Below are 18967 nucleotides of genomic sequence, written 5' to 3'. Positions count from 1 at the left end.
CGAGTGCCTCACATGTCTGAACCGCAACGGCTGTTCTTTGCTATCGACTTACCTGCAGAAATCCGCGAACAGATTATCCACTGGCGCGCCACACACTTCCCACCTGACGCGGGACGTCCGGTCGCCGCCGATAATTTGCATCTGACTCTGGCATTTTTAGGCGAAGTGAGCGCCGAGAAAGAGAAGGCGCTTTCTCTTTTAGCCGGGCGGATTCGTCAACCGGGTTTCACACTCACGCTTGATGACGCCGGTCAATGGCTGCGTTCGCGTGTGGTGTGGTTAGGGATGCGTCAGCCGCCACGCGGCTTAATCCAGCTGGCGAATATGCTCCGTTCACAGGCTGCCCACAGCGGTTGTTTTCAAAGCAATCGTCCGTTTCATCCACATATTACCTTATTGCGCGACGCCAGCGAGGCGGTGACAATCCCGCCGCCAGGTTTTAACTGGTCGTATACGGTGACGGAGTTCACCCTTTACGCCTCCTCGTTTGCGCGTGGACGCACACGCTACACGCCGCTAAAACGCTGGGCGCTAACGCAATAACAAGGATTGTCGTAATGGAATTTTCTCCCCCTCTACAGCGCGCGACGCTAATTCAGCGTTACAAACGTTTTTTAGCCGATGTGATCACACCCGATGGTCGCGAATTAACGCTACACTGCCCGAATACGGGTGCGATGACCGGTTGTGCAACGCCTGGCGATACCGTCTGGTATTCGACTTCAGACAACACCAAACGGAAATACCCACACACCTGGGAATTGACTCAAAGCCAGAGCGGCGCAATTATTTGCGTCAATACGCTTTGGGCTAACAGGTTGACGAAAGAGGCTATCCTTAATGAATCAATTTCAGAACTGTCAGGCTATAGCTCGCTGAAAAGCGAAGTTAAATACGGCGCAGAACGCAGCCGTATTGACTTTATGTTGCAGGCGGATTCGCGTCCAGACTGCTATATTGAAGTGAAATCGGTTACGTTAGCGGAAAACGAACAGGGATATTTTCCCGATGCGGTCACTGAACGAGGTCAGAAACACCTTCGGGAGTTGATGAGCGTAGCGGCTGAAGGCCAGCGTGCGGTTATCTTTTTTGCCGTGCTGCATTCAGCCATTACACGGTTTTCACCCGCGCGCCACATCGATGAGAAATACGCGCAACTATTGTCAGAAGCTCAACAGAGGGGGGTAGAAATTCTGGCTTACAAAGCGGAACTTTCTGCCGAAGGCATGGCTCTTAAAAAATCACTACCGGTTACATTGTAGTAGAGTAAGTAACTGGTTAATTTACATTCTGGTCGCGTGCGCAAATACGCTTTTCCTCACACAGTTGTCAAGTGTTACGTTTAGATAATTGCTATCCGGAAAAGCATCTGCTATTTATAGCGGCCTCATTTTTCCCCCGAACATGGGGATCGATAGTGCGTGTTAAGGAGAAGCAACATGCAAGAAGGGCAAAACCGTAAAACATCGTCCCTGAGTATTCTCGCCATCGCTGGGGTGGAACCATATCAGGAGAAGCCGGGCGAAGAGTATATGAATGAAGCCCAGCTGGCGCACTTCCGTCGTATTCTGGAAGCATGGCGTAATCAACTCAGGGATGAAGTCGATCGCACCGTTACACATATGCAGGATGAAGCAGCCAACTTCCCGGACCCGGTAGACCGTGCAGCCCAGGAAGAAGAGTTCAGCCTCGAACTGCGTAACCGCGATCGCGAGCGTAAGCTGATCAAAAAGATCGAGAAAACGCTGAAAAAAGTGGAAGACGAAGATTTCGGCTACTGCGAATCCTGCGGTGTTGAAATTGGTATTCGCCGTCTGGAAGCGCGCCCGACAGCCGATCTGTGCATCGACTGCAAAACGCTGGCTGAAATTCGCGAAAAACAGATGGCTGGCTAATTACAGCCGTTCCATCACGTTTACCACAGGCGGGAAATGCTCCCGCCTTATTTTTTGTTCAACGAGATGACAGACACACACTATATTGGCCGCTTTGCCCCCTCTCCTTCCGGCGAGCTTCATTTTGGCTCTCTGATTGCCGCGCTTGGCAGCTATTTACAGGCTCGCGCCCGGCACGGTCGCTGGCTGGTACGCATTGAAGATATCGACCCGCCTCGTGAAGTTCCCGGTGCCGCAGATACTATCCTGCGCCAGCTGGAACATTACGGCCTGCACTGGGACGGCGATGTTCTCTGGCAATCGCAACGTCACCACGCCTATCGCGAAGCACTCGCCTGGTTACATGAGCAAGGATTAAGTTATTACTGCACCTGCACGCGTGCGCGTATTCAAAGCATTGGCGGTATTTACGACGGCCATTGCCGGGAATTGCATCATGGACCAGACAACGCCGCAGTACGTATCCGCCAGCAGCATCCGGTCACCCAGTTTACTGACCTGCTGCGAGGCATTATTCACGCCGACGAAAAACTGGCACGGGAAGATTTTATTATTCATCGCCGTGATGGTTTGTTTGCCTATAACCTGGCGGTGGTGGTGGATGATCACTTCCAGGGCGTGAGCGAAATTGTCCGGGGGGCAGATTTGATCGAACCGACAGTGCGGCAAATCTCGCTGTACCAGCTTTTTGGCTGGAAAGTGCCAGATTACATCCATTTACCGCTGGCGCTTAATCCACAAGGCGCTAAACTTTCCAAGCAGAATCATGCGCCTGCGTTGCCGAAAGGCGATCCACGCCCGGTGTTAATCGCGGCACTTCATTTTCTGGGTCAGCAGGTAGAAACACACTGGCAGGATTTCAGCGTCGAGCAAATCCTTCAGTCAGCCGTCAAAAACTGGCGGCTCACCGCAGTGCCTGAGTCGGCAATTGTAAATTCAACATTCTCAAATGCGTCATGCTGAGCTATGATTAGCCGCTATTTTTTTGTCCTGAATGATGTTTGACACTACCGAGGTGTACTATTTTTACCCGAGTCGCTAATTTTTGCCGCAAGGTGCTAAGCCGCGAGGAAAGCGAGGCTGAACAGGCAGTCGCCCGTCCACAGGTGACGGTGATCCCGCGTGAGCAGCATGCTATTTCCCGCAAAGATATCAGTGAAAATGCCCTGAAGGTAATGTACAGGCTCAATAAAGCGGGATACGAAGCCTGGCTGGTTGGCGGCGGCGTGCGCGACCTGTTACTTGGCAAAAAGCCGAAAGATTTTGACGTAACCACTAACGCCACGCCTGAACAGGTACGTAAACTGTTCCGTAACTGCCGCCTGGTGGGTCGCCGTTTCCGTCTGGCTCATGTGATGTTTGGCCCGGAGATTATCGAAGTTGCGACCTTCCGTGGACATCACGAAGGTAACGTCAGCGACCGCACGACCTCCCAACGCGGGCAAAACGGTATGTTGCTGCGCGACAACATTTTCGGCTCCATCGAAGAAGACGCCCAGCGCCGCGATTTCACTATCAACAGCCTGTATTACAGCGTAGCGGATTTTACCGTCCGTGATTACGTTGGCGGCATGAAGGATCTGAAAGACGGCGTTATCCGTCTGATTGGTAACCCGGAAACGCGCTACCGTGAAGATCCGGTACGGATGCTGCGCGCGGTACGTTTTGCCGCCAAATTGGGTATGCGTATCAGTCCTGAAACCGCAGAACCGATCCCTCGCCTCGCTACCCTGCTGAACGATATTCCACCGGCACGTCTGTTTGAAGAATCTTTGAAACTGCTGCAAGCGGGCTACGGTTACGAAACCTATAATCTGCTGTGTGAATATCACCTGTTCCAGCCGCTGTTCCCGACCATTACCCGCTACTTCACGGAAAATGGCGACAGCCCGATGGAGCGGATCATTGAACAGGTGCTGAAGAATACCGATACGCGTATCCATAACGATATGCGCGTGAACCCGGCGTTCCTGTTTGCCGCCATGTTCTGGTACCCACTGCTGGAGACGGCACAGAAGATCGCCCAGGAAAGCGGCCTGACCTATCACGACGCTTTCGCGCTGGCGATGAACGACGTGCTGGACGAAGCCTGCCGTTCTCTGGCGATCCCGAAACGTCTGACGACGTTAACCCGCGATATCTGGCAGTTGCAGTTGCGTATGTCCCGACGTCAGGGTAAACGCGCCTGGAAACTGCTGGAGCATCCTAAGTTCCGTGCTGCTTATGACCTGTTGGCCTTGCGAGCTGAAGTTGAACGTAACGCTGAACTGCAGCGTCTTGTGAAATGGTGGGGGGAGTTCCAGGTTTCCGCGCCACCAGATCAAAAAGGGATGCTCAACGAGCTGGATGAAGAGCCGTCACCGCGTCGCCGTTCTCGTCGTCCACGCAAACGCGCACCGCGTCGTGAGGGTACCGCATGACAGTGGCGTATATTGCCATAGGCAGCAATCTGGCCTCTCCGCTGGAGCAGGTCAATGCTGCCCTGAAAGCATTAGGCGATATCCCTGAAAGCCACATTCTTGCCGTTTCTTCGTTTTACCGCACTCCACCGCTGGGGCCGCAAGATCAACCCGATTACTTAAACGCAGCCGTGGCGCTGGAAACCTCTCTTGCACCTGAAGAGTTACTCAACCACACACAACGTATTGAGTTACAACAAGGTCGCGTCCGTAAAGCGGAACGCTGGGGGCCGCGCACACTGGATCTCGACATCATGCTATTTGGTAATGAAGTAATAAATACCGAACGCCTGACCGTTCCGCACTACGATATGAAGAATCGTGGATTTATGCTGTGGCCGCTGTTTGAAATTGCGCCGGAGCTGGTGTTTCCTGATGGAACAGTATTAGGAAATTTATTAAAAATAAATAAATTTCATGAATTAAACAAATGGTGATTTAATGATTTCATGAATATAAATAAATTCCGAAAAATAGCCTTACCCCATTGCAATTAATATATTCCCTAAGCTACAACCATAATTAATATTATATACCCCGTTAACACCTTCCGCCTCACATACAATATTTTTCCCGCTTTGTACATTAAGTTTTACTTAAAGATGAATTAAGTGGATATATAAATTTAAATATGCACAATATCCCACTTGGTGATGAACAGATGTTACATTCAGTAAATCTTCACATTCATCATTAACAAAACAATCTATTTTTCTCTATCGGGGTTCTTTGTCTGAAAGCACCCGATTGTAGTTAAACTCATGGAATATAATTCAAGGATTATTATGTCTAAAAAATTAGGTTTTGCCCTGTCTGGTCTTATGCTGGCAATGGTTGCAGGTACTGCTTCTGCTGATATGGACGGTGGTCAGATTAACATCAGTGGCTTGGTTAGCGATAACACCTGTGAAACAAAAGTTGATGGCGGCAAGCAAGATGGCCTGGTTCTTCTGCAAACTGCAACGGTTGCTGAAATTACCGCTGGTGTATCTGAAACTGCTGTCGGTGCCAAAGCGAAACCGTTTAGCATTACTGTAGACTGCAGCAAAGCGACTCCGGGAGGCCAACCGACTCTGACATTCGGTTCAGTTTTCTTTGGTAACAGTCGTGGCACTTTGAATAACGATATGTCCATCACCACCCCGTCATCTGGTGTGAATATCGCCCTGCACAACATTGACGGCACCACTGTTAAACAAGTCAAAATTAATAATGCATCTGATGCTTACACTAAAGCATTAACCAATAATGTTGCAGTCTTTGACTTCAAAGCCTCCTATGTTCGTGAAGACGACTCAACACCAGCAACGGCTGGTTATGTAAGAACCAACACAGCTTACACCATCACCTACAATTAAGTTATTCGTTGGTGATTTAAATTACTACAAGGGTGCGACACCTATTGTCGCCCCCTTGTCTTGAAAACAATTCATGTCATGGATGGTATATTTTGTTAAATAAAAAGAATATTGTCGCATTATGTGTTGCCAGTAGTATGGCATTTAGTATGCCTGTTATGGCTGATATTGTTATTTCCGGTACACGCGTCATTTATAAAAGTGATCAAAAAAGCGTTAGCGTACGCCTGGAGAATAAAGGCAATAGCCATCTGTTAGTACAAAGCTGGCTGGATACCGGTGACGATAACGCTGAGCCGGGAAGCATTAATGTACCATTTACGGCAACACCTCCCGTTTCACGTATTGATGCTAAACGCGGTCAAACCATCAAATTGATGTATACCGGCAGCACCGTACTCCCCAGCGACAAAGAAAGCGTATTCTGGTTTAACGTGCTGGAAGTGCCCCCAAAACCAGATGCTTCAAAAGTAGAGAATCAGAGCCTGTTACAACTGGCTTTCCGTACCCGTATCAAGCTGTTCTATCGTCCGGCAGGATTAAACGGTAACCCGTCTGAAGCACCATTAGCCCTGAAATGGAAATGGGCTGAAGGGAAGTCTGGCCTGAGTGTATATAACCCAACATCTTATTACGTCTCTTTCAACAGTGCAGAGTTAATCGCTGGCGGTAAGTCGAACCCGCTCAATGTAAAAATGGTTGCACCGAAAAGCGAAGAGATTTTCACCATAAGCGGTTCAGGCGGGAAAGCAACGTCAGGAAAGGTACATTTCTCCGCGATTAATGATTTTGGCGGCGCAATTGAAGGCGATGTCAATTTGTAAGACCAGGGACCTTATGCAGCAGGAAGCCAATGTAATGAAAACAAAGACATCGACTAAACGCCATAATCTTACGCGTATCGCAATGTATTGCTCAATCATGTATAGCGGCGCTACCATCGGAGCCGAAAGTGTTGAGTATGACCCTACCTTTTTAATGGGTGGCAACGCTTCCAGTATTGATGTTAGCCGCTATAGCGATGGCAACCCGACTTTGCCTGGTGTTTACGATGTTAGCATCTATGTTAACGAGCAACCTGTTGCTAACCTGGAGATCCCCTTTATCGCGATCCCCGATAAAAAGAATGCTCAAGCCTGTATTACCCTGAAAAATCTACTACAACTGCATATCAAGACACCCCCGGCAGACGAGGAAAATACTATCCTTCTTCCACGGGATGAAACGCTTGGCAACTGTCTTGACCTGTCGTTAGCCATACCTAAATCCTCAGTGAACTATGACCCCTCTGAACAACGTCTGGATATCAATGTTCCCCAGGCATGGGTGATGAAGAATTATCAAAACTATGTGGACCCATCACTTTGGGAAAATGGCATTAACGCGGCTACGCTGTCTTATAACATCAACGCTTATCGCAGTGAAAATTCAAATTATACAAATGATAGCGTTTATACATCGTTCAATGGTGGCGTCAATTTAGGGGCCTGGCGTCTGCGTAGCAGCGGTAACTATAGCTGGAGAAACGACGCGGGAAGCAATGTTGAGTTTATGAATCGCTACGTCCAGCGCGACATTACCGCTATCCGCTCGCAGCTCATTATGGGGGAATCCTACACCACAGGTGAAACGTTCGACTCCGTTAGTATCCGCGGCATTCGCTTATACAGCGACAGCCGAATGCTGCCGCCTGTATTGGCAAACTTCGCCCCGACAATTCGTGGTGTAGCAAATACTAACGCCAAAGTCAGCATCACCCAGAGTGGATACAAAATTTATGAAACCACTGTTCCACCGGGACCTTTTGTCATTGATGATCTCAGCCCGTCAGGGTATGGCAGCGATCTTATCGTAACCATTGAAGAAGCTGATGGCAGCAAGCGTACATTTTCTCAGCCATTTTCTTCAGTAATTCAAATGCTGCGCCCGGGTGTTTCTCGCTGGGATATCAGCGGCGGGCAAATTAATAAAGACGACTTGCATCATGAACCAAACTTACTACAAGCGACCTATTACCGTGGTTTAAGTAACCTGTTCACTGGCTATACTGGTTTTCAGGTCACAGATAATCATTATGCTGCAGGTTTACTTGGCATTGGGATGAATACTTCAGTCGGCGCAATTTCCTTCGATGTCACCCACTCCAGTGTCGATATACCGGATGATAAAAGGTACCAGGGGCAAAGCTATCGCATCTCCTGGAACAAATTTTTTGACCTGACAGATACATCATTAAACATCGCGGCTTACCGCTACTCCACGCAGGACTATCTGGGCCTGAATGATGCATTAACACTTATTGATGAAGTTGAACATCCCACTCAGGATCTTGATCCCAAAACTATGCGCAACTACGGGCGCATGAAAAACCAGTTCACCGTAAGCATTAACCAACCGCTACGCTTTGGGAAGGATGATTATGGCTCGTTCTATACCTCTGGAAGCTGGTCTGATTACTGGGGGGGCAGTAAGAGCCGTAGCAACTATTCGGTCGGCTACAGTAACAGCGCTTCATGGGGAAGCTACAGTATCAGCGCTCAACGATCCTGGGATGAGTACAGCCAAACAGAAAACAGTATTTACCTCAGCTTTTCGATACCTATCGAAAAGCTGATGGGTACGGAGCACCGTGATTCCGGTTTCCAAAGTATTGATACACAACTTAGTACCAATATGGATGGTAATAATCAGTTCAACATGAGCAGTAGCGGTTATAGCAACGATAACCGCGTGAGCTATAGCGTGAACGCGGGTTATGGGATGAATAAAACCGGCAAAGATCTCAGCAACATCGGGGGTTATGCCAGCTATGAATCGCCATGGGGAACGCTAGCTGGGTCAGTCTCTGCTACCAGCGATAATAACCGCCAGTACTCCGTTAATACAGATGGTGGATTTGTGTTGCACAGCGGAGGACTGACGTTCAGCAACGACAGTTTCAGTGATAATGACACCATTGCTTTGGTTAAAGCACCGGGTGCAAAAGGGGCGCGTATTAACTACGGCAACAATACCGTTGACCGTTGGGGATATGGCGTAACCAGTGCTCTTTCACCATACCAGGAAAACAAAATTGCTCTGGACACTGAAAACCTGGAAAACGACATCGAAATGAAGAGCACCAGTACGGTTGCCGTACCACGCCAGGGCTCGGTTATCTTTGCTGGTTTTGAAACCAATCAGGGACAATCTGCGATTATGAATATCAAACGCAGTGACGGAAAAGGTATCCCCTTCGCCGCCGATATTCATGATGAAACAAATGCAATCATTGGCAACGTTGGGCAGGGCGGGCAGGCATTTGTTCGCGGTATTCAGCAGCAGGGCACGATAAAAATCACCTGGCTGGAAGCCAGCATGCCCAAAACCTGTATTGCGCAGTACCAGCAACCCAATGTGACATCGGAGAAAATCCAGCAAACGATTATTCTCAATAATATTCTTTGCCAGCTCCAATAATACGAAAGAGAGATGACAATGATAAAAAACACACGGTATAAAATAGTACTCCTGGCAGGCATTTTTTTACTGCCCGGCGCACTGGCACAAGATATTAATGTTGATTTTGTTGCCACAATCAAAGGCACGACATGTAATATCACTCTGGAAGGGACACGCGTCACCGCTGATGGCAATAATCAGTACACGCTACGGATATTAAATGTTGCTCTGGATAAAATCATAAACAAGATGCCAGAAGCACAAGCCGACTTTAAACTGGTCGCTAATTGTGATGGTAACATAGGCAAGATTACGACATCGCTGGCAGGGAATCCTTCAGTAGAGTTACCCTATTTAATTTCTCCATTAACTTCAGATAATTCATCCACCACAGAATATATTGCTATGGGGATTAAACTTCGAAATGCCTCTGACACTGAATTTATTCCCCCAGATGGTTCTAAAAAGATTTCCTGGGGAGAGGGATTAACAAAACCGGAACTTGAGATGACGGTAGCACTTCGCGAAACCCGACCAGGTTCAGGAAGAGCAGGTAATTTTAAAGCACTTGCGACATTCAATTTCACCTACGAATAAAAGGATAATAATAATGCAGATGAAATCATTACATTATGGGATATTTGCAAGCATTACTCTGAGCTTATTATTATTCAGCACGTTTTCTATAGCCATCACGGATAACATTGGCCTAAACGTTATGACCACTGTTGAAAACAGAACTTGTCAAAGCGAAATCAGCAACCAGGGGTTGGTTAACCTTGGCACTGTTGGAGTGGGATATTTTGCCAGTAATGTTAGTGCGGAAGATAATTATCCAGGCGGAAAGACCTTTACTGTGACAGTAAAAGATTGCCCCTCCGCTGGCACAACATCAAGCCAGTTGCATATAGAATTTAAACCTGTCAGTGGTGTAATGGCCACTGGTAGCCAACAGATATTCGCCAATAATCATGTCGGCGGTGCACAAAATGTAGGAATCGTGATTTTTAGCCAAAATAATCAGTCATCGGACACAGTGAATGTGCTGTCACCAACAGGGCAGTTTCGCACAGTCTGGCCAGTTGCCTCTGCAAACATGAATAATTCATCGTGGCAATTTTATACACGAATGCAAAAAATTGATCCGTTACTTCCCGTTGGTGCAGGATTTGTCACCAGCAATGTATTAGTTGATATTTATTATCAATAAATGCCAGACATAACGCATCTACAAATATTATTTTTTCAAAGGAGTGATAAGATGAAGTCAGCGTTCCGATACTTTCTTTTTTTATGGATTATCACAGCCAGCATTAATAATGTAAATGCTGAAAATCTTACTTTTATGGTCGGTGACGATGCTGGCGTAGGAAACCTTAATGGCCCATCAGGCGATAAACTAATATCATTTTCCTATCCGGTTGGTGGAGTAAACAATATTGTATTTTATAATCCAACATCCACCACACCGACCAATGCAAAAATAAAATTATATTGGAGTGAACTGGACACATCAAGTAGCCGTGGGTTTGTATATTGTACTTCAAAAAATAATTCCAGCGGTATGCCAATTACTGTCCGGCATAACATGGTTGACTCAGGAAAAATGGCAGATGGGCACAGATTATATGAAACTAATGTAACCGGTCTATATTATACGTTAATGCTCAATAGATTCTGGTCGTATGAACTTCGCTCAAGCTCTCCAGATATATACGTTGGAGACGATGGCTGGCACACTGTACAATTTTCTATTACGGGTGATTATATACGAGGTCAATGTAATACTTCCAGGTATCAAGCAGTCGGAGGTCTTTTGCACGATGCCACGGTGGAATTCTATACCGACAGCAGTTTTAACCCTGCTCCAAATACTAACGTGCAATTAAAACATACTGGTGATTATTTGTATTCATTCGCAAATGAAGGGCCAGGGGTTCCAAATGTAAGTGCATCTAAGATGCTAAAAATCAATTTTAATTTAACAGACATCAATATCCAACTGCCAACATGCTTTACGTCTATCCTTTTGGGTGAGAGCGTAACGCGATCAACCGTAAATCTCGGGGAATATACTGTTGGACAGATCACCTCAGATTCTGCAACACCTGTTAATTTTCAGATCTCGCTACAAAATTGTGTTCGTATAAGCAGTATTAAAACAAAACTAAAATCTAATGTAGTAGGAGTGAATAATCCTCTGTTGCTTGGTAATACTTTGACAGGAACCGATGATGCAAAAGGTGCCGGAGTACTTATTGAAGGGTTACCCAACAGCAAAAATTCACAAAATTTCACGCTTAAGCCAAATGATGAGACATCAAGCTATAACGATGCTGAAGATGATCCTGGAGAAAACAATGGAATTTATAACCCAGATTATCCTAATGCCAACGGTCGTACTACAACCCAGGACCTGAAATTTCAGGCAACATTAAAACGCGATGGTAATGCAACTGTGAAACCCGGCGGATTTAAGGCTACCAGTACATTCCAGGTCACCTACGAGTAACAGGTTTAACCGCACCGCCATCATCTGGCGGTGCTGTAATTGATAAATCATTGCCCCCACCAATGTGACTGATAAAATGCCAGACAGCACGACATTACTTATCAGGATACGTTATGAAACCAACCACTATTGCTTCATTGCAAAAATGCAAACAAGAAAAAAAACGTTTCGCGACCATCACCGCTTACGACTATAGCTTCGCAAAACTGTTTGCCGATGAAGGGCTTAACGTCATGCTGGTTGGCGATTCACTGGGCATGACGGTTCAGGGGCATGACTCAACTCTGCCAGTTACCGTTGCCGATATCGCCTACCACACTGCTGCTGTACGTCGCGGTGCGCCAAACTGTCTGCTGCTGGCTGATCTGCCGTTTATGGCGTATGCCACACCAGAACAAGCCTTTGAAAACGCCGCGACTGTCATGCGTGCCGGTGCCAACATGGTCAAAATTGAGGGCGGTGAGTGGCTGGTAGAAACCGTACAAATGCTGACCGAACGTGCCGTTCCTGTTTGTGGTCACTTAGGTTTAACCCCACAGTCAGTGAATATTTTCGGTGGCTACAAAGTCCAGGGGCGCGGCGATGAAGCGGCCGATCGACTGCTCAGCGATGCATTAGCTTTAGAAGCTGCTGGGGCACAACTGCTGGTACTGGAGTGCGTGCCGGTTGAACTGGCAAAACGTATTACCGAAGCACTGGCGATCCCGGTTATTGGCATTGGCGCAGGCAACGTCACTGACGGGCAAATTCTCGTGATGCACGACGCATTCGGCATTACCGGCGGTCATATTCCTAAATTCGCCAAAAATTTCCTCGCCGAAACGGGCGACATCCGCGCGGCTGTGCGGCAGTATATGGCTGAAGTGGAGTCCGGCGTTTATCCGGGCGAAGAACACAGTTTCCATTAAGGAGTGACGTTGTGTTAATTATCGAAACCCTGCCGCTGCTGCGTCAGCAAATCCGCCGCCTGCGTATGGAAGGTAAGCGCGTGGCGCTGGTGCCCACCATGGGTAACCTGCACGACGGCCATATGAAGCTGGTCGACGAAGCCAAAGCCCGCGCCGATGTGGTCGTCGTCAGTATTTTCGTTAACCCGATGCAGTTCGACCGCCCGGAAGATCTGGCACGTTATCCACGGACCTTGCAAGAGGACTGCGAAAAGCTGAACAAGCGCAAAGTGGATTTAGTTTTCGCCCCTTCGGTAAAAGAGATCTACCCGAACGGTACAGAAACCCACACCTATGTTGATGTTCCCGGTCTTTCTACCATGCTGGAAGGTGCCAGCCGTCCGGGACATTTTCGCGGCGTTTCGACTATCGTCAGCAAGCTGTTCAATCTGGTCCAGCCGGACATCGCCTGCTTCGGTGAAAAAGATTTTCAGCAACTGGCGCTGATCCGCAAAATGGTTGCTGATATGGGCTTTGATATTGAGATTGTCGGTGTGCCAATTATGCGCGCCAAAGACGGTCTGGCGCTGAGTTCCCGTAACGGTTATCTGACGGCGGAACAACGCAAAATTGCGCCTGGTCTGTACAAGGTTTTAAGTTCGATTGCCGACAAATTGCAGGCTGGCGAACGGGATCTCGATGAAATTATTACTATTGCCGGGCAAGAACTGAATGAAAAAGGCTTCCGCGCCGATGATATTCAGATTCGTGATGCCGACACCTTGCTGGAGGTCTCTGAAAACAGCAAACGTGCAGTGATTCTGGTAGCCGCCTGGCTTGGCGATGCCCGCCTGATCGACAACAAAATAGTCGAGCTGGTGTAATACTTAACTGGCGCTACGGCTGATGGCGCCAGTTATTCATTGCCATGTTATCTGTAAGCGATAATTCATAACGCAGACAACTTAGTTAGAGTTAATTAGCTTATCAACCTCTGTAAGAGATAAAGTTGCCATCTCTGCAACGTCTTCCCGAGACATTCCTTTACTCAGAAGACGCTGTGCCAGCCTTACCTTCCGGAGTCCCTCTTTATATCCCTTCTGAAATCCCTTCTGAAATCCCTTCTCTTCAAACCACTGCGCCAACGTCTGCCTGGTTTCTCTCCGTGTCTTTATTTCCATAGGTTCCCTTAATTATCTGGTCAGTTAACAATAACAATTATCTGGCTATAACTGATGATGCAGACAACTTAGTTAATCAGCTTATCAATCTCGGCAAGGGGTAAATTTGCCATCTCTGCAACGTCTTCCCGAGACATTCCTTTACTCAGAAGACGCTGGGCGAATTCCTGACTTACTTCCTGTGTTACTTCCTGTATTACCTCTTGTCTTACCTCTTGTCTTACCTCTTGTCTTACCTCCTGTCTTCCTTCCTGTCTTCCCCTCTCTTCAAACCACTGCGCCAGCGTCATCATAGACTCCCCTCCCGTTTCCCTGTCTCTCAGCACACCATAAAACAAATCCGCTTGTTCAGTATGACCGCGTTGCAGCATATAGTTTTGCATGGCAACTAACTGACTTCCGCTAGTGTACCCTTCGTCAATCAGCGTGACCAGTTGCTCCAGCAATAACATTAAGTCGCGCTGGCGAATATGTTTTTGCAGTAGTTCGAGAATCGCAATCCGCCGATGCTGCATGATTTCGTCATCCGGTGTGATGGTGATATCCACCAGCGGGAAAGGGTTGTTGTAAACGCGTCGCGCCAGCTCCGGCGAGTAAAACATATCAAACCAGCACATTGAGAGCGGATAAGGTGTGGCCTCGCCCTGATAAAACAGAATCGGCACCACCAGCGGCAGCTTATCGTGATCCGCCTCCAGATGCCGGTGCATGGCAGCAATAGAATAACGCATCATGCGAAAGGCCATTTTCTTATCCGGCTTGCTTTGATGTTCAATCACCACATGCAAATAACCGGGATTACCCTGCATTTGCACGGAATAGAGCACGTCAGTGCTGTGCCCTTTCAGGCTTTCTTCAATAAAACTCCCCGACTCAAGATGCAGCGTGTCGAGGTCACACAGTTCGCGTAGTTCCGCTGGCAAATGGATATCCAGAAAGTCACGAGCCGTTTCCGCATGCATTAAAAATTGTTTAAATACCGCGTCATGCGGTGTGGTACTCGGTGCATCCATCTTCCCTGCCTTCCGTGTTGTCTTGCGTGAAGGCAGTATCCAGTCAAGGCGCGCCGTCGTCAGCCGCCTCTTTATTGTTTACCGAGCAGCGTTCAGAGAAATTTCAATTGGTTACAGGCGTTACATGGCACGCTTCGGCACGGTACGCAAACTGCTGATGCAAATGCCGTCAGATGAGTAGACACTAAACAAAAATCGGGCAATACTGCGTGAGAATTTCCTCAAAGCAGGCATCGCCTGCTTCGTTAACGACAGGGTAGAAAGGTAGAAGTTATGATTCGCACGATGCTGCAGGGCAAACTCCACCGCGTGAAAGTGACTCATGCGGACCTGCACTATGAAGGTTCTTGCGCCATTGACCAGGATTTTCTTGACGCAGCCGGTATTCTCGAAAACGAAGCCATTGATATCTGGAATGTCACCAACGGCAAGCGTTTCTCCACTTATGCCATCGCGGCAGAACGCGGTTCGAGAATTATTTCCGTTAACGGTGCGGCGGCCCACTGCGCCAGCGTCGGCGATATTGTCATCATCGCCAGCTTCGTTACCATGCCAGATGAAGAAGCTCGCACCTGGCGGCCCAACGTCGCCTATTTTGAAGGCGACAACGAAATGAAACGTACCGCGAAAGCCATTCCGGTACAGGTTGCCTGATAATCACCCCTGCGGCTGGTTACTCACCAGCCGCGACATTGTCTCCAGCGAATCCGTTCTTAAGATATAAAGTCGTTTTAGTAACAACGGATTATCCCCCGGTTTTACTTTGCCTTTCATGGTTGTCACCGCCAGGTGAAATCCGGCTTCTTTTGCTGCCTTCACGGCTTTGTCATTAAATCCGCCAAACGGATACGAAAGATACCAGACATGCGGATTAAATTGCGCCAGAGCGCGGCGTGAACGTGCAAAATCAAACAGGATATTGTGCTCACTACGGCTCAGTAATATGGGTCGGCGATAACCATCCACCCGATGCAAAAAATGGGTATGTGACTGGAAATCAAATACATCGCGAATTTCGTTAAGTTCAGAAACGCTCATAAATTGCAGCGATTTTGGGTCCCACTTCTGCGGGTGACGTTTGATGCGCGAGGTAACAATAAACGCCGTCGCCTTCATGCCATATTGTTTCAACACAGGATACGCATAGCGGCTCACCGACTTTAGGCCATCATCAAAGGTAATCACCACCGCTCGCGCAGGGAGATTGATCTTATTCTTCACGTAACCTTCCAGTTGCGCCATGCTCAGTGTCACGTATCCCCTGTCGCGCAGCCAGGCCATCTGGTTATTGAAAGCGCGTACCGAGGTGGTCGTCGAAGTATGGCGAAAACGGGTATTTTCTTCGTCGCGCAGAATATGGTGATAGGTTAGCACCGGCAGGCCATTATCGGGTTGGGCATCCAGCGCGCTGATATAGGCCAGTCGATCGCCAATACGGATCTGATACCAGGTTTGATTTAACCTGTCTTTCAGTTTATGCAAAATTGGGTAGCGCAAATTGTCCGCCAGTACCCCAAACGGCGCACTGCCCGCACTCGGCGCGTTGAAGACCGGCGTATCTTTCCAGGTTATTAAGTTCTGATTACTCAGCGGCTTGTTGAGGTCACCCAAACCATCTTCAACTTTTTGTCGCCCCTGAACCGGCTCGAGATGACCTTTATCGATAAACCCTTTACCAAAGCCAAAATTAAATGCGTAATAACTTGCGGCAGTGGGCTCCACGGCAATGATTTGTCCGGCCCGAATATTCCCCACCGTCACCATCTTGTCGCCAATTTGCGCCCAGACCGCAGCATTTTCGATGGTTTGCATATAACGGGCAGGTAACGCGGCACTGACACTTGCGGTAAACAGCATCAGCAGGAGAATAACAGCTTGTTTGTACATGAAAAAATAACCGAGGGTGAAACAACGCTTTTATTGTAGCAAAAGCGTCATCAGAATCGCGGGTTAATACTCATACAAATTATGTTTGAGGACGAAAGGCGGATTTTTTTGTTGCTGGTGCCAAAGACTACTCACCTCCGGCGCACCCAGTTCGACAATACGCTCGCGAAACTCTGCGCTGGATAACGTTTCACGGTAGACCAGCATCTGTTCAATTAACGGTAACGTGACGCCAGAAATCACTTCGCAACGGGAGTGTTTGTGGCTTAATAATGAAGCCACGCGATACGGTGGCGCTCCGGCTATATCGGTTAAGAAGATGACACCCTCACCAGAGTCCGCTTCATGCAGAGCATCGCACATCATGCGGCTGAGCATATTAGAGCTTAATCCGCGCCAAAAATTCACGGCCCGGCACTGAAGAAGCACCCCATGTTTTTTCTCCAGCGCATCCAGTATCTCTTGCGCCCGGTCATCGTGACAGGTAATTACCCAACCTAACATCGCCTTCCTCCTTAGCCGAAAATCAGTCTACCCTGACCATTGTTGATAAAGGGTGATAGCCGTCAAAACTCCTCTCCCCCAAATCCAGAGGAGAGGAAATAGCCTTAGCTACGCAAACCACGTCCACGTTGGATCAGCGACCAACAGATCAAATAAAACGCCACAATAAAGACCACCAGTACGCCAAAGGTAGTGACCAGCGGAACATCATTGATACCGAGGAAGCCGTAGCGGAAACCACTGATCATATAAACGATTGGGTTCAGGTGCGACAGCCCTTGCCAGAACGGCGGCAACAAAGTCAGTGAGTAAAACACCCCGCCCAAATACGTAAGTGGCGTTAACACAAAGGTTGGCACCAGGCTGATGTCATCGAACGTTTTGGCAAACACGCCGTTCAGCAAACCCGCAAGGGAGAACAACACCGCCGTGAGCACCAGCGTTAAAGCGACAAATACCCACGAATGCACCTGAAACGGCACAAAAAACAGTGAAATTGCCGTGACCAGAATGCCAACAAACAGACCACGCGCCACGCCACCGCCGACATATCCGGCAATAATGACGTGAGTCGGAACCGGCGCTACCAGCAGCTCTTCAATATTACGCTGGAACTTGGCACCAAAAAATGATGACGCGACGTTAGCGTAGGCGTTGGTAATCACCGACATCATGATCAGCCCCGGTACAATGAACTGCATGTAGCTGAAGCCATGCATATCGCCAATACGCGAACCAATCAGGTTACCGAAGATAATAAAGTAAAGGGTCATGGTGATGACTGGCGGCACCAGCGTCTGCACCCAGATACGCATAAAGCGATGGATCTCTTTCGCCCAGATGCTTTTTAGTGCCACCCAGTAAAGATGCATCATGCGCGATCTCCTTGTTTTTCATTAACCAGTGAAACAAACAGCTCTTCCAGACGGTTAGCTTTGTTACGCATACTTAATACCTGAATGCCCTGCTCACTTAACTGCGTAAATACGCTGTTGATCCCCTGCTCACGCAGCACTTCAACTTCCAGCGTCGCGGTATCGACCAGTCGATACTGATAGCCATCGAGCTTCGGTAACGGGCTTTTCGGTGCGAGATCGAGAATAAAGGTTTCCGATTTCAGCTTCGCCAGCAGCGCCTTCATCGAAGTATTTTCTACCAGCTCACCGTGCTGAATAATGCCGATATTGCGGCACAGCATTTCTGCTTCTTCCAGGTAGTGTGTGGTGAGAATGATGGTGGTGCCTTTGTCGTTTAAATCCTTCAAAAAGCCCCACATTGAGCGGCGAAGTTCGATATCCACGCCTGCGGTCGGTTCGTCGAGAATCAGTAGTTTAGGTTCATGCATTAACGCACGGGCAATCATTAAACGGCGCTTCATCCCGCCAGATAACATGCGCGCACGTTCGTTGCGTTTCCCCCATAGATCGAGCTGTTTAAGATACTTTTCGCTGCGGATGTACGCTTCTTTGCGCTCCACACCGTAGTACCCTGCCTGATTCACCACAATTTGCTGTACGGTTTCAAACGGGTTGAAGTTAAATTCCTGCGGCACCAGTCCCAACTGACGTTTAGCGTTCACGACATCCTTCTCGAGATCGTAACCAAATACGCTGACCCGCCCGGAGGTTTTATTTACCAGAGAGCTGATAATACCGATAGTGGTCGATTTCCCGGCCCCGTTCGGCCCGAGAAGCGCATAAAAATCACCCGCTTCGACCTGCAAATCTATTCCACGAAGCGCCTGAACGCCGCCTGGATAGGTTTTTTTAAGCTGTTGAAGTTCCAGTGCAATGGTCATAAATTTTTACTTACCTTACGTTCTTACACTTT

The 18967-nt window shown here is 48.2% G+C and carries 21 protein-coding genes; 15 read left to right on the top strand and 6 right to left on the bottom strand.

What is annotated here, in order from left to right:
• The first annotated feature begins 12 nt into the window (after nt 1-12).
• The 14 genes from thpR to panC all read left to right on the top strand — a co-directional run bounded on the left by thpR (nt 13) and on the right by panC (nt 13436).
• Complete coding sequence (gene thpR / locus G434_RS05385) at nt 13-543, top strand: RNA 2',3'-cyclic phosphodiesterase (RefSeq protein WP_001294685.1); 531 nt, start codon at nt 13-15, stop codon at nt 541-543.
• A 14-nt stretch (nt 544-557) separates the two neighbouring features.
• The gene (gene sfsA / locus G434_RS05390) at nt 558-1262 is read left to right on the top strand and encodes a DNA/RNA nuclease SfsA (protein WP_000396050.1); all 705 of its coding nucleotides are present in this window, start codon (nt 558-560) and stop codon (nt 1260-1262) included.
• Nucleotides 1263-1439: 177 nt separating this feature from the next.
• The gene (dksA, locus tag G434_RS05395; RefSeq protein WP_001155227.1) at nt 1440-1895 is read left to right on the top strand and encodes an RNA polymerase-binding protein DksA; all 456 of its coding nucleotides are present in this window, start codon (nt 1440-1442) and stop codon (nt 1893-1895) included.
• Nucleotides 1896-1961: 66 nt separating this feature from the next.
• Entirely contained in the window at nt 1962-2858 is an 897-nt protein-coding gene (gene gluQRS / locus G434_RS05400) for a tRNA glutamyl-Q(34) synthetase GluQRS (protein WP_001309223.1), read from the top strand.
• A 59-nt stretch (nt 2859-2917) separates the two neighbouring features.
• Entirely contained in the window at nt 2918-4315 is a 1398-nt protein-coding gene (gene pcnB, locus G434_RS05405; protein ID WP_071604883.1) for a polynucleotide adenylyltransferase PcnB, read from the top strand.
• Nucleotides 4312-4791 carry a 2-amino-4-hydroxy-6-hydroxymethyldihydropteridine diphosphokinase gene (gene folK / locus G434_RS05410; RefSeq protein WP_000215130.1) on the top strand — a complete coding sequence of 160 codons (480 nt, stop codon included), beginning with the start codon at nt 4312-4314 and terminating at the stop codon, nt 4789-4791. The genes pcnB and folK overlap by 4 nt, the downstream gene beginning before the upstream one ends.
• Nucleotides 4792-5139: 348 nt before the next feature.
• Nucleotides 5140-5712, top strand: coding sequence for a fimbrial protein (locus G434_RS05415; protein ID WP_000038432.1), 573 nt, complete (start codon nt 5140-5142; stop codon nt 5710-5712).
• An 89-nt stretch (nt 5713-5801) separates the two neighbouring features.
• Complete coding sequence (locus tag G434_RS05420) at nt 5802-6536, top strand: fimbrial chaperone (protein WP_024174652.1); 735 nt, start codon at nt 5802-5804, stop codon at nt 6534-6536.
• A gap of 34 nt (nt 6537-6570) precedes the next feature.
• Nucleotides 6571-9171, top strand: coding sequence for an outer membrane usher protein (locus G434_RS05425; RefSeq protein ID WP_001309220.1), 2601 nt, complete (start codon nt 6571-6573; stop codon nt 9169-9171).
• Between the two features lie 18 nt (nt 9172-9189).
• Nucleotides 9190-9750 (top strand): fimbrial protein, encoded by a 561-nt coding sequence (locus tag G434_RS05430; RefSeq protein WP_000594819.1) that lies wholly within the window; start codon nt 9190-9192, stop codon nt 9748-9750.
• 13 nt (nt 9751-9763) lie between these two features.
• Entirely contained in the window at nt 9764-10363 is a 600-nt protein-coding gene (locus G434_RS05435) for a fimbrial-like protein (RefSeq protein WP_001178095.1), read from the top strand.
• A 51-nt stretch (nt 10364-10414) separates the two neighbouring features.
• Nucleotides 10415-11665, top strand: a complete 1251-nt coding sequence (locus tag G434_RS05440) for a fimbrial-like adhesin (RefSeq protein WP_000833494.1) — start codon at nt 10415-10417, stop codon at nt 11663-11665.
• A 113-nt stretch (nt 11666-11778) separates the two neighbouring features.
• On the top strand, nt 11779-12573 hold the full coding sequence (gene panB, locus G434_RS05445) for a 3-methyl-2-oxobutanoate hydroxymethyltransferase (RefSeq protein WP_000805471.1): 795 nt from the start codon (nt 11779-11781) through the stop codon (nt 12571-12573).
• An 11-nt stretch (nt 12574-12584) separates the two neighbouring features.
• A complete protein-coding gene (gene panC / locus G434_RS05450) occupies nt 12585-13436 on the top strand; it encodes a pantoate--beta-alanine ligase (RefSeq protein WP_000905382.1) in 852 nt (283 codons plus the stop codon).
• Between the two features lie 81 nt (nt 13437-13517).
• Here the strand turns inward: panC and G434_RS30825 are convergent, their stop codons facing one another.
• Complete coding sequence (locus G434_RS30825) at nt 13518-13733, bottom strand: RpnC/YadD family protein (RefSeq protein ID WP_000404121.1); 216 nt, start codon at nt 13731-13733, stop codon at nt 13518-13520.
• A gap of 68 nt (nt 13734-13801) precedes the next feature.
• Nucleotides 13802-14746 (bottom strand): Rpn family recombination-promoting nuclease/putative transposase, encoded by a 945-nt coding sequence (locus tag G434_RS05460; RefSeq protein WP_000339900.1) that lies wholly within the window; start codon nt 14744-14746, stop codon nt 13802-13804.
• Nucleotides 14747-15019: 273 nt separating this feature from the next.
• Between G434_RS05460 and panD the strand changes: the two genes are divergently transcribed.
• The gene (gene panD / locus G434_RS05465) at nt 15020-15400 is read left to right on the top strand and encodes an aspartate 1-decarboxylase (RefSeq protein ID WP_000621515.1); all 381 of its coding nucleotides are present in this window, start codon (nt 15020-15022) and stop codon (nt 15398-15400) included.
• 3 nt (nt 15401-15403) lie between these two features.
• Here the strand turns inward: panD and G434_RS05470 are convergent, their stop codons facing one another.
• From G434_RS05470 to G434_RS05485, 4 genes are all read right to left on the bottom strand, one after another.
• The gene (locus G434_RS05470) at nt 15404-16633 is read right to left on the bottom strand and encodes a polysaccharide deacetylase family protein (protein WP_000277889.1); all 1230 of its coding nucleotides are present in this window, start codon (nt 16631-16633) and stop codon (nt 15404-15406) included.
• A gap of 63 nt (nt 16634-16696) precedes the next feature.
• Nucleotides 16697-17137, bottom strand: a complete 441-nt coding sequence (locus tag G434_RS05475) for a PTS sugar transporter subunit IIA (protein WP_000901998.1) — start codon at nt 17135-17137, stop codon at nt 16697-16699.
• Between the two features lie 104 nt (nt 17138-17241).
• Nucleotides 17242-18012: an ABC transporter permease gene (locus G434_RS05480; RefSeq protein WP_000972203.1), complete on the bottom strand. Its 771-nt coding sequence runs from the start codon at nt 18010-18012 to the stop codon at nt 17242-17244.
• Entirely contained in the window at nt 18009-18935 is a 927-nt protein-coding gene (locus G434_RS05485; RefSeq protein ID WP_000150637.1) for an ABC transporter ATP-binding protein, read from the bottom strand. The genes G434_RS05480 and G434_RS05485 overlap by 4 nt, the downstream gene beginning before the upstream one ends.
• Nucleotides 18936-18967 lie beyond the last annotated feature (32 nt).

The organism is Escherichia sp. KTE172 (genome assembly GCF_000408845.1).
Classification (GTDB): Bacteria; Pseudomonadota; Gammaproteobacteria; order Enterobacterales; family Enterobacteriaceae; genus Escherichia; species Escherichia coli.
This window is presented reverse-complemented; position numbering and strand designations above follow the sequence as displayed.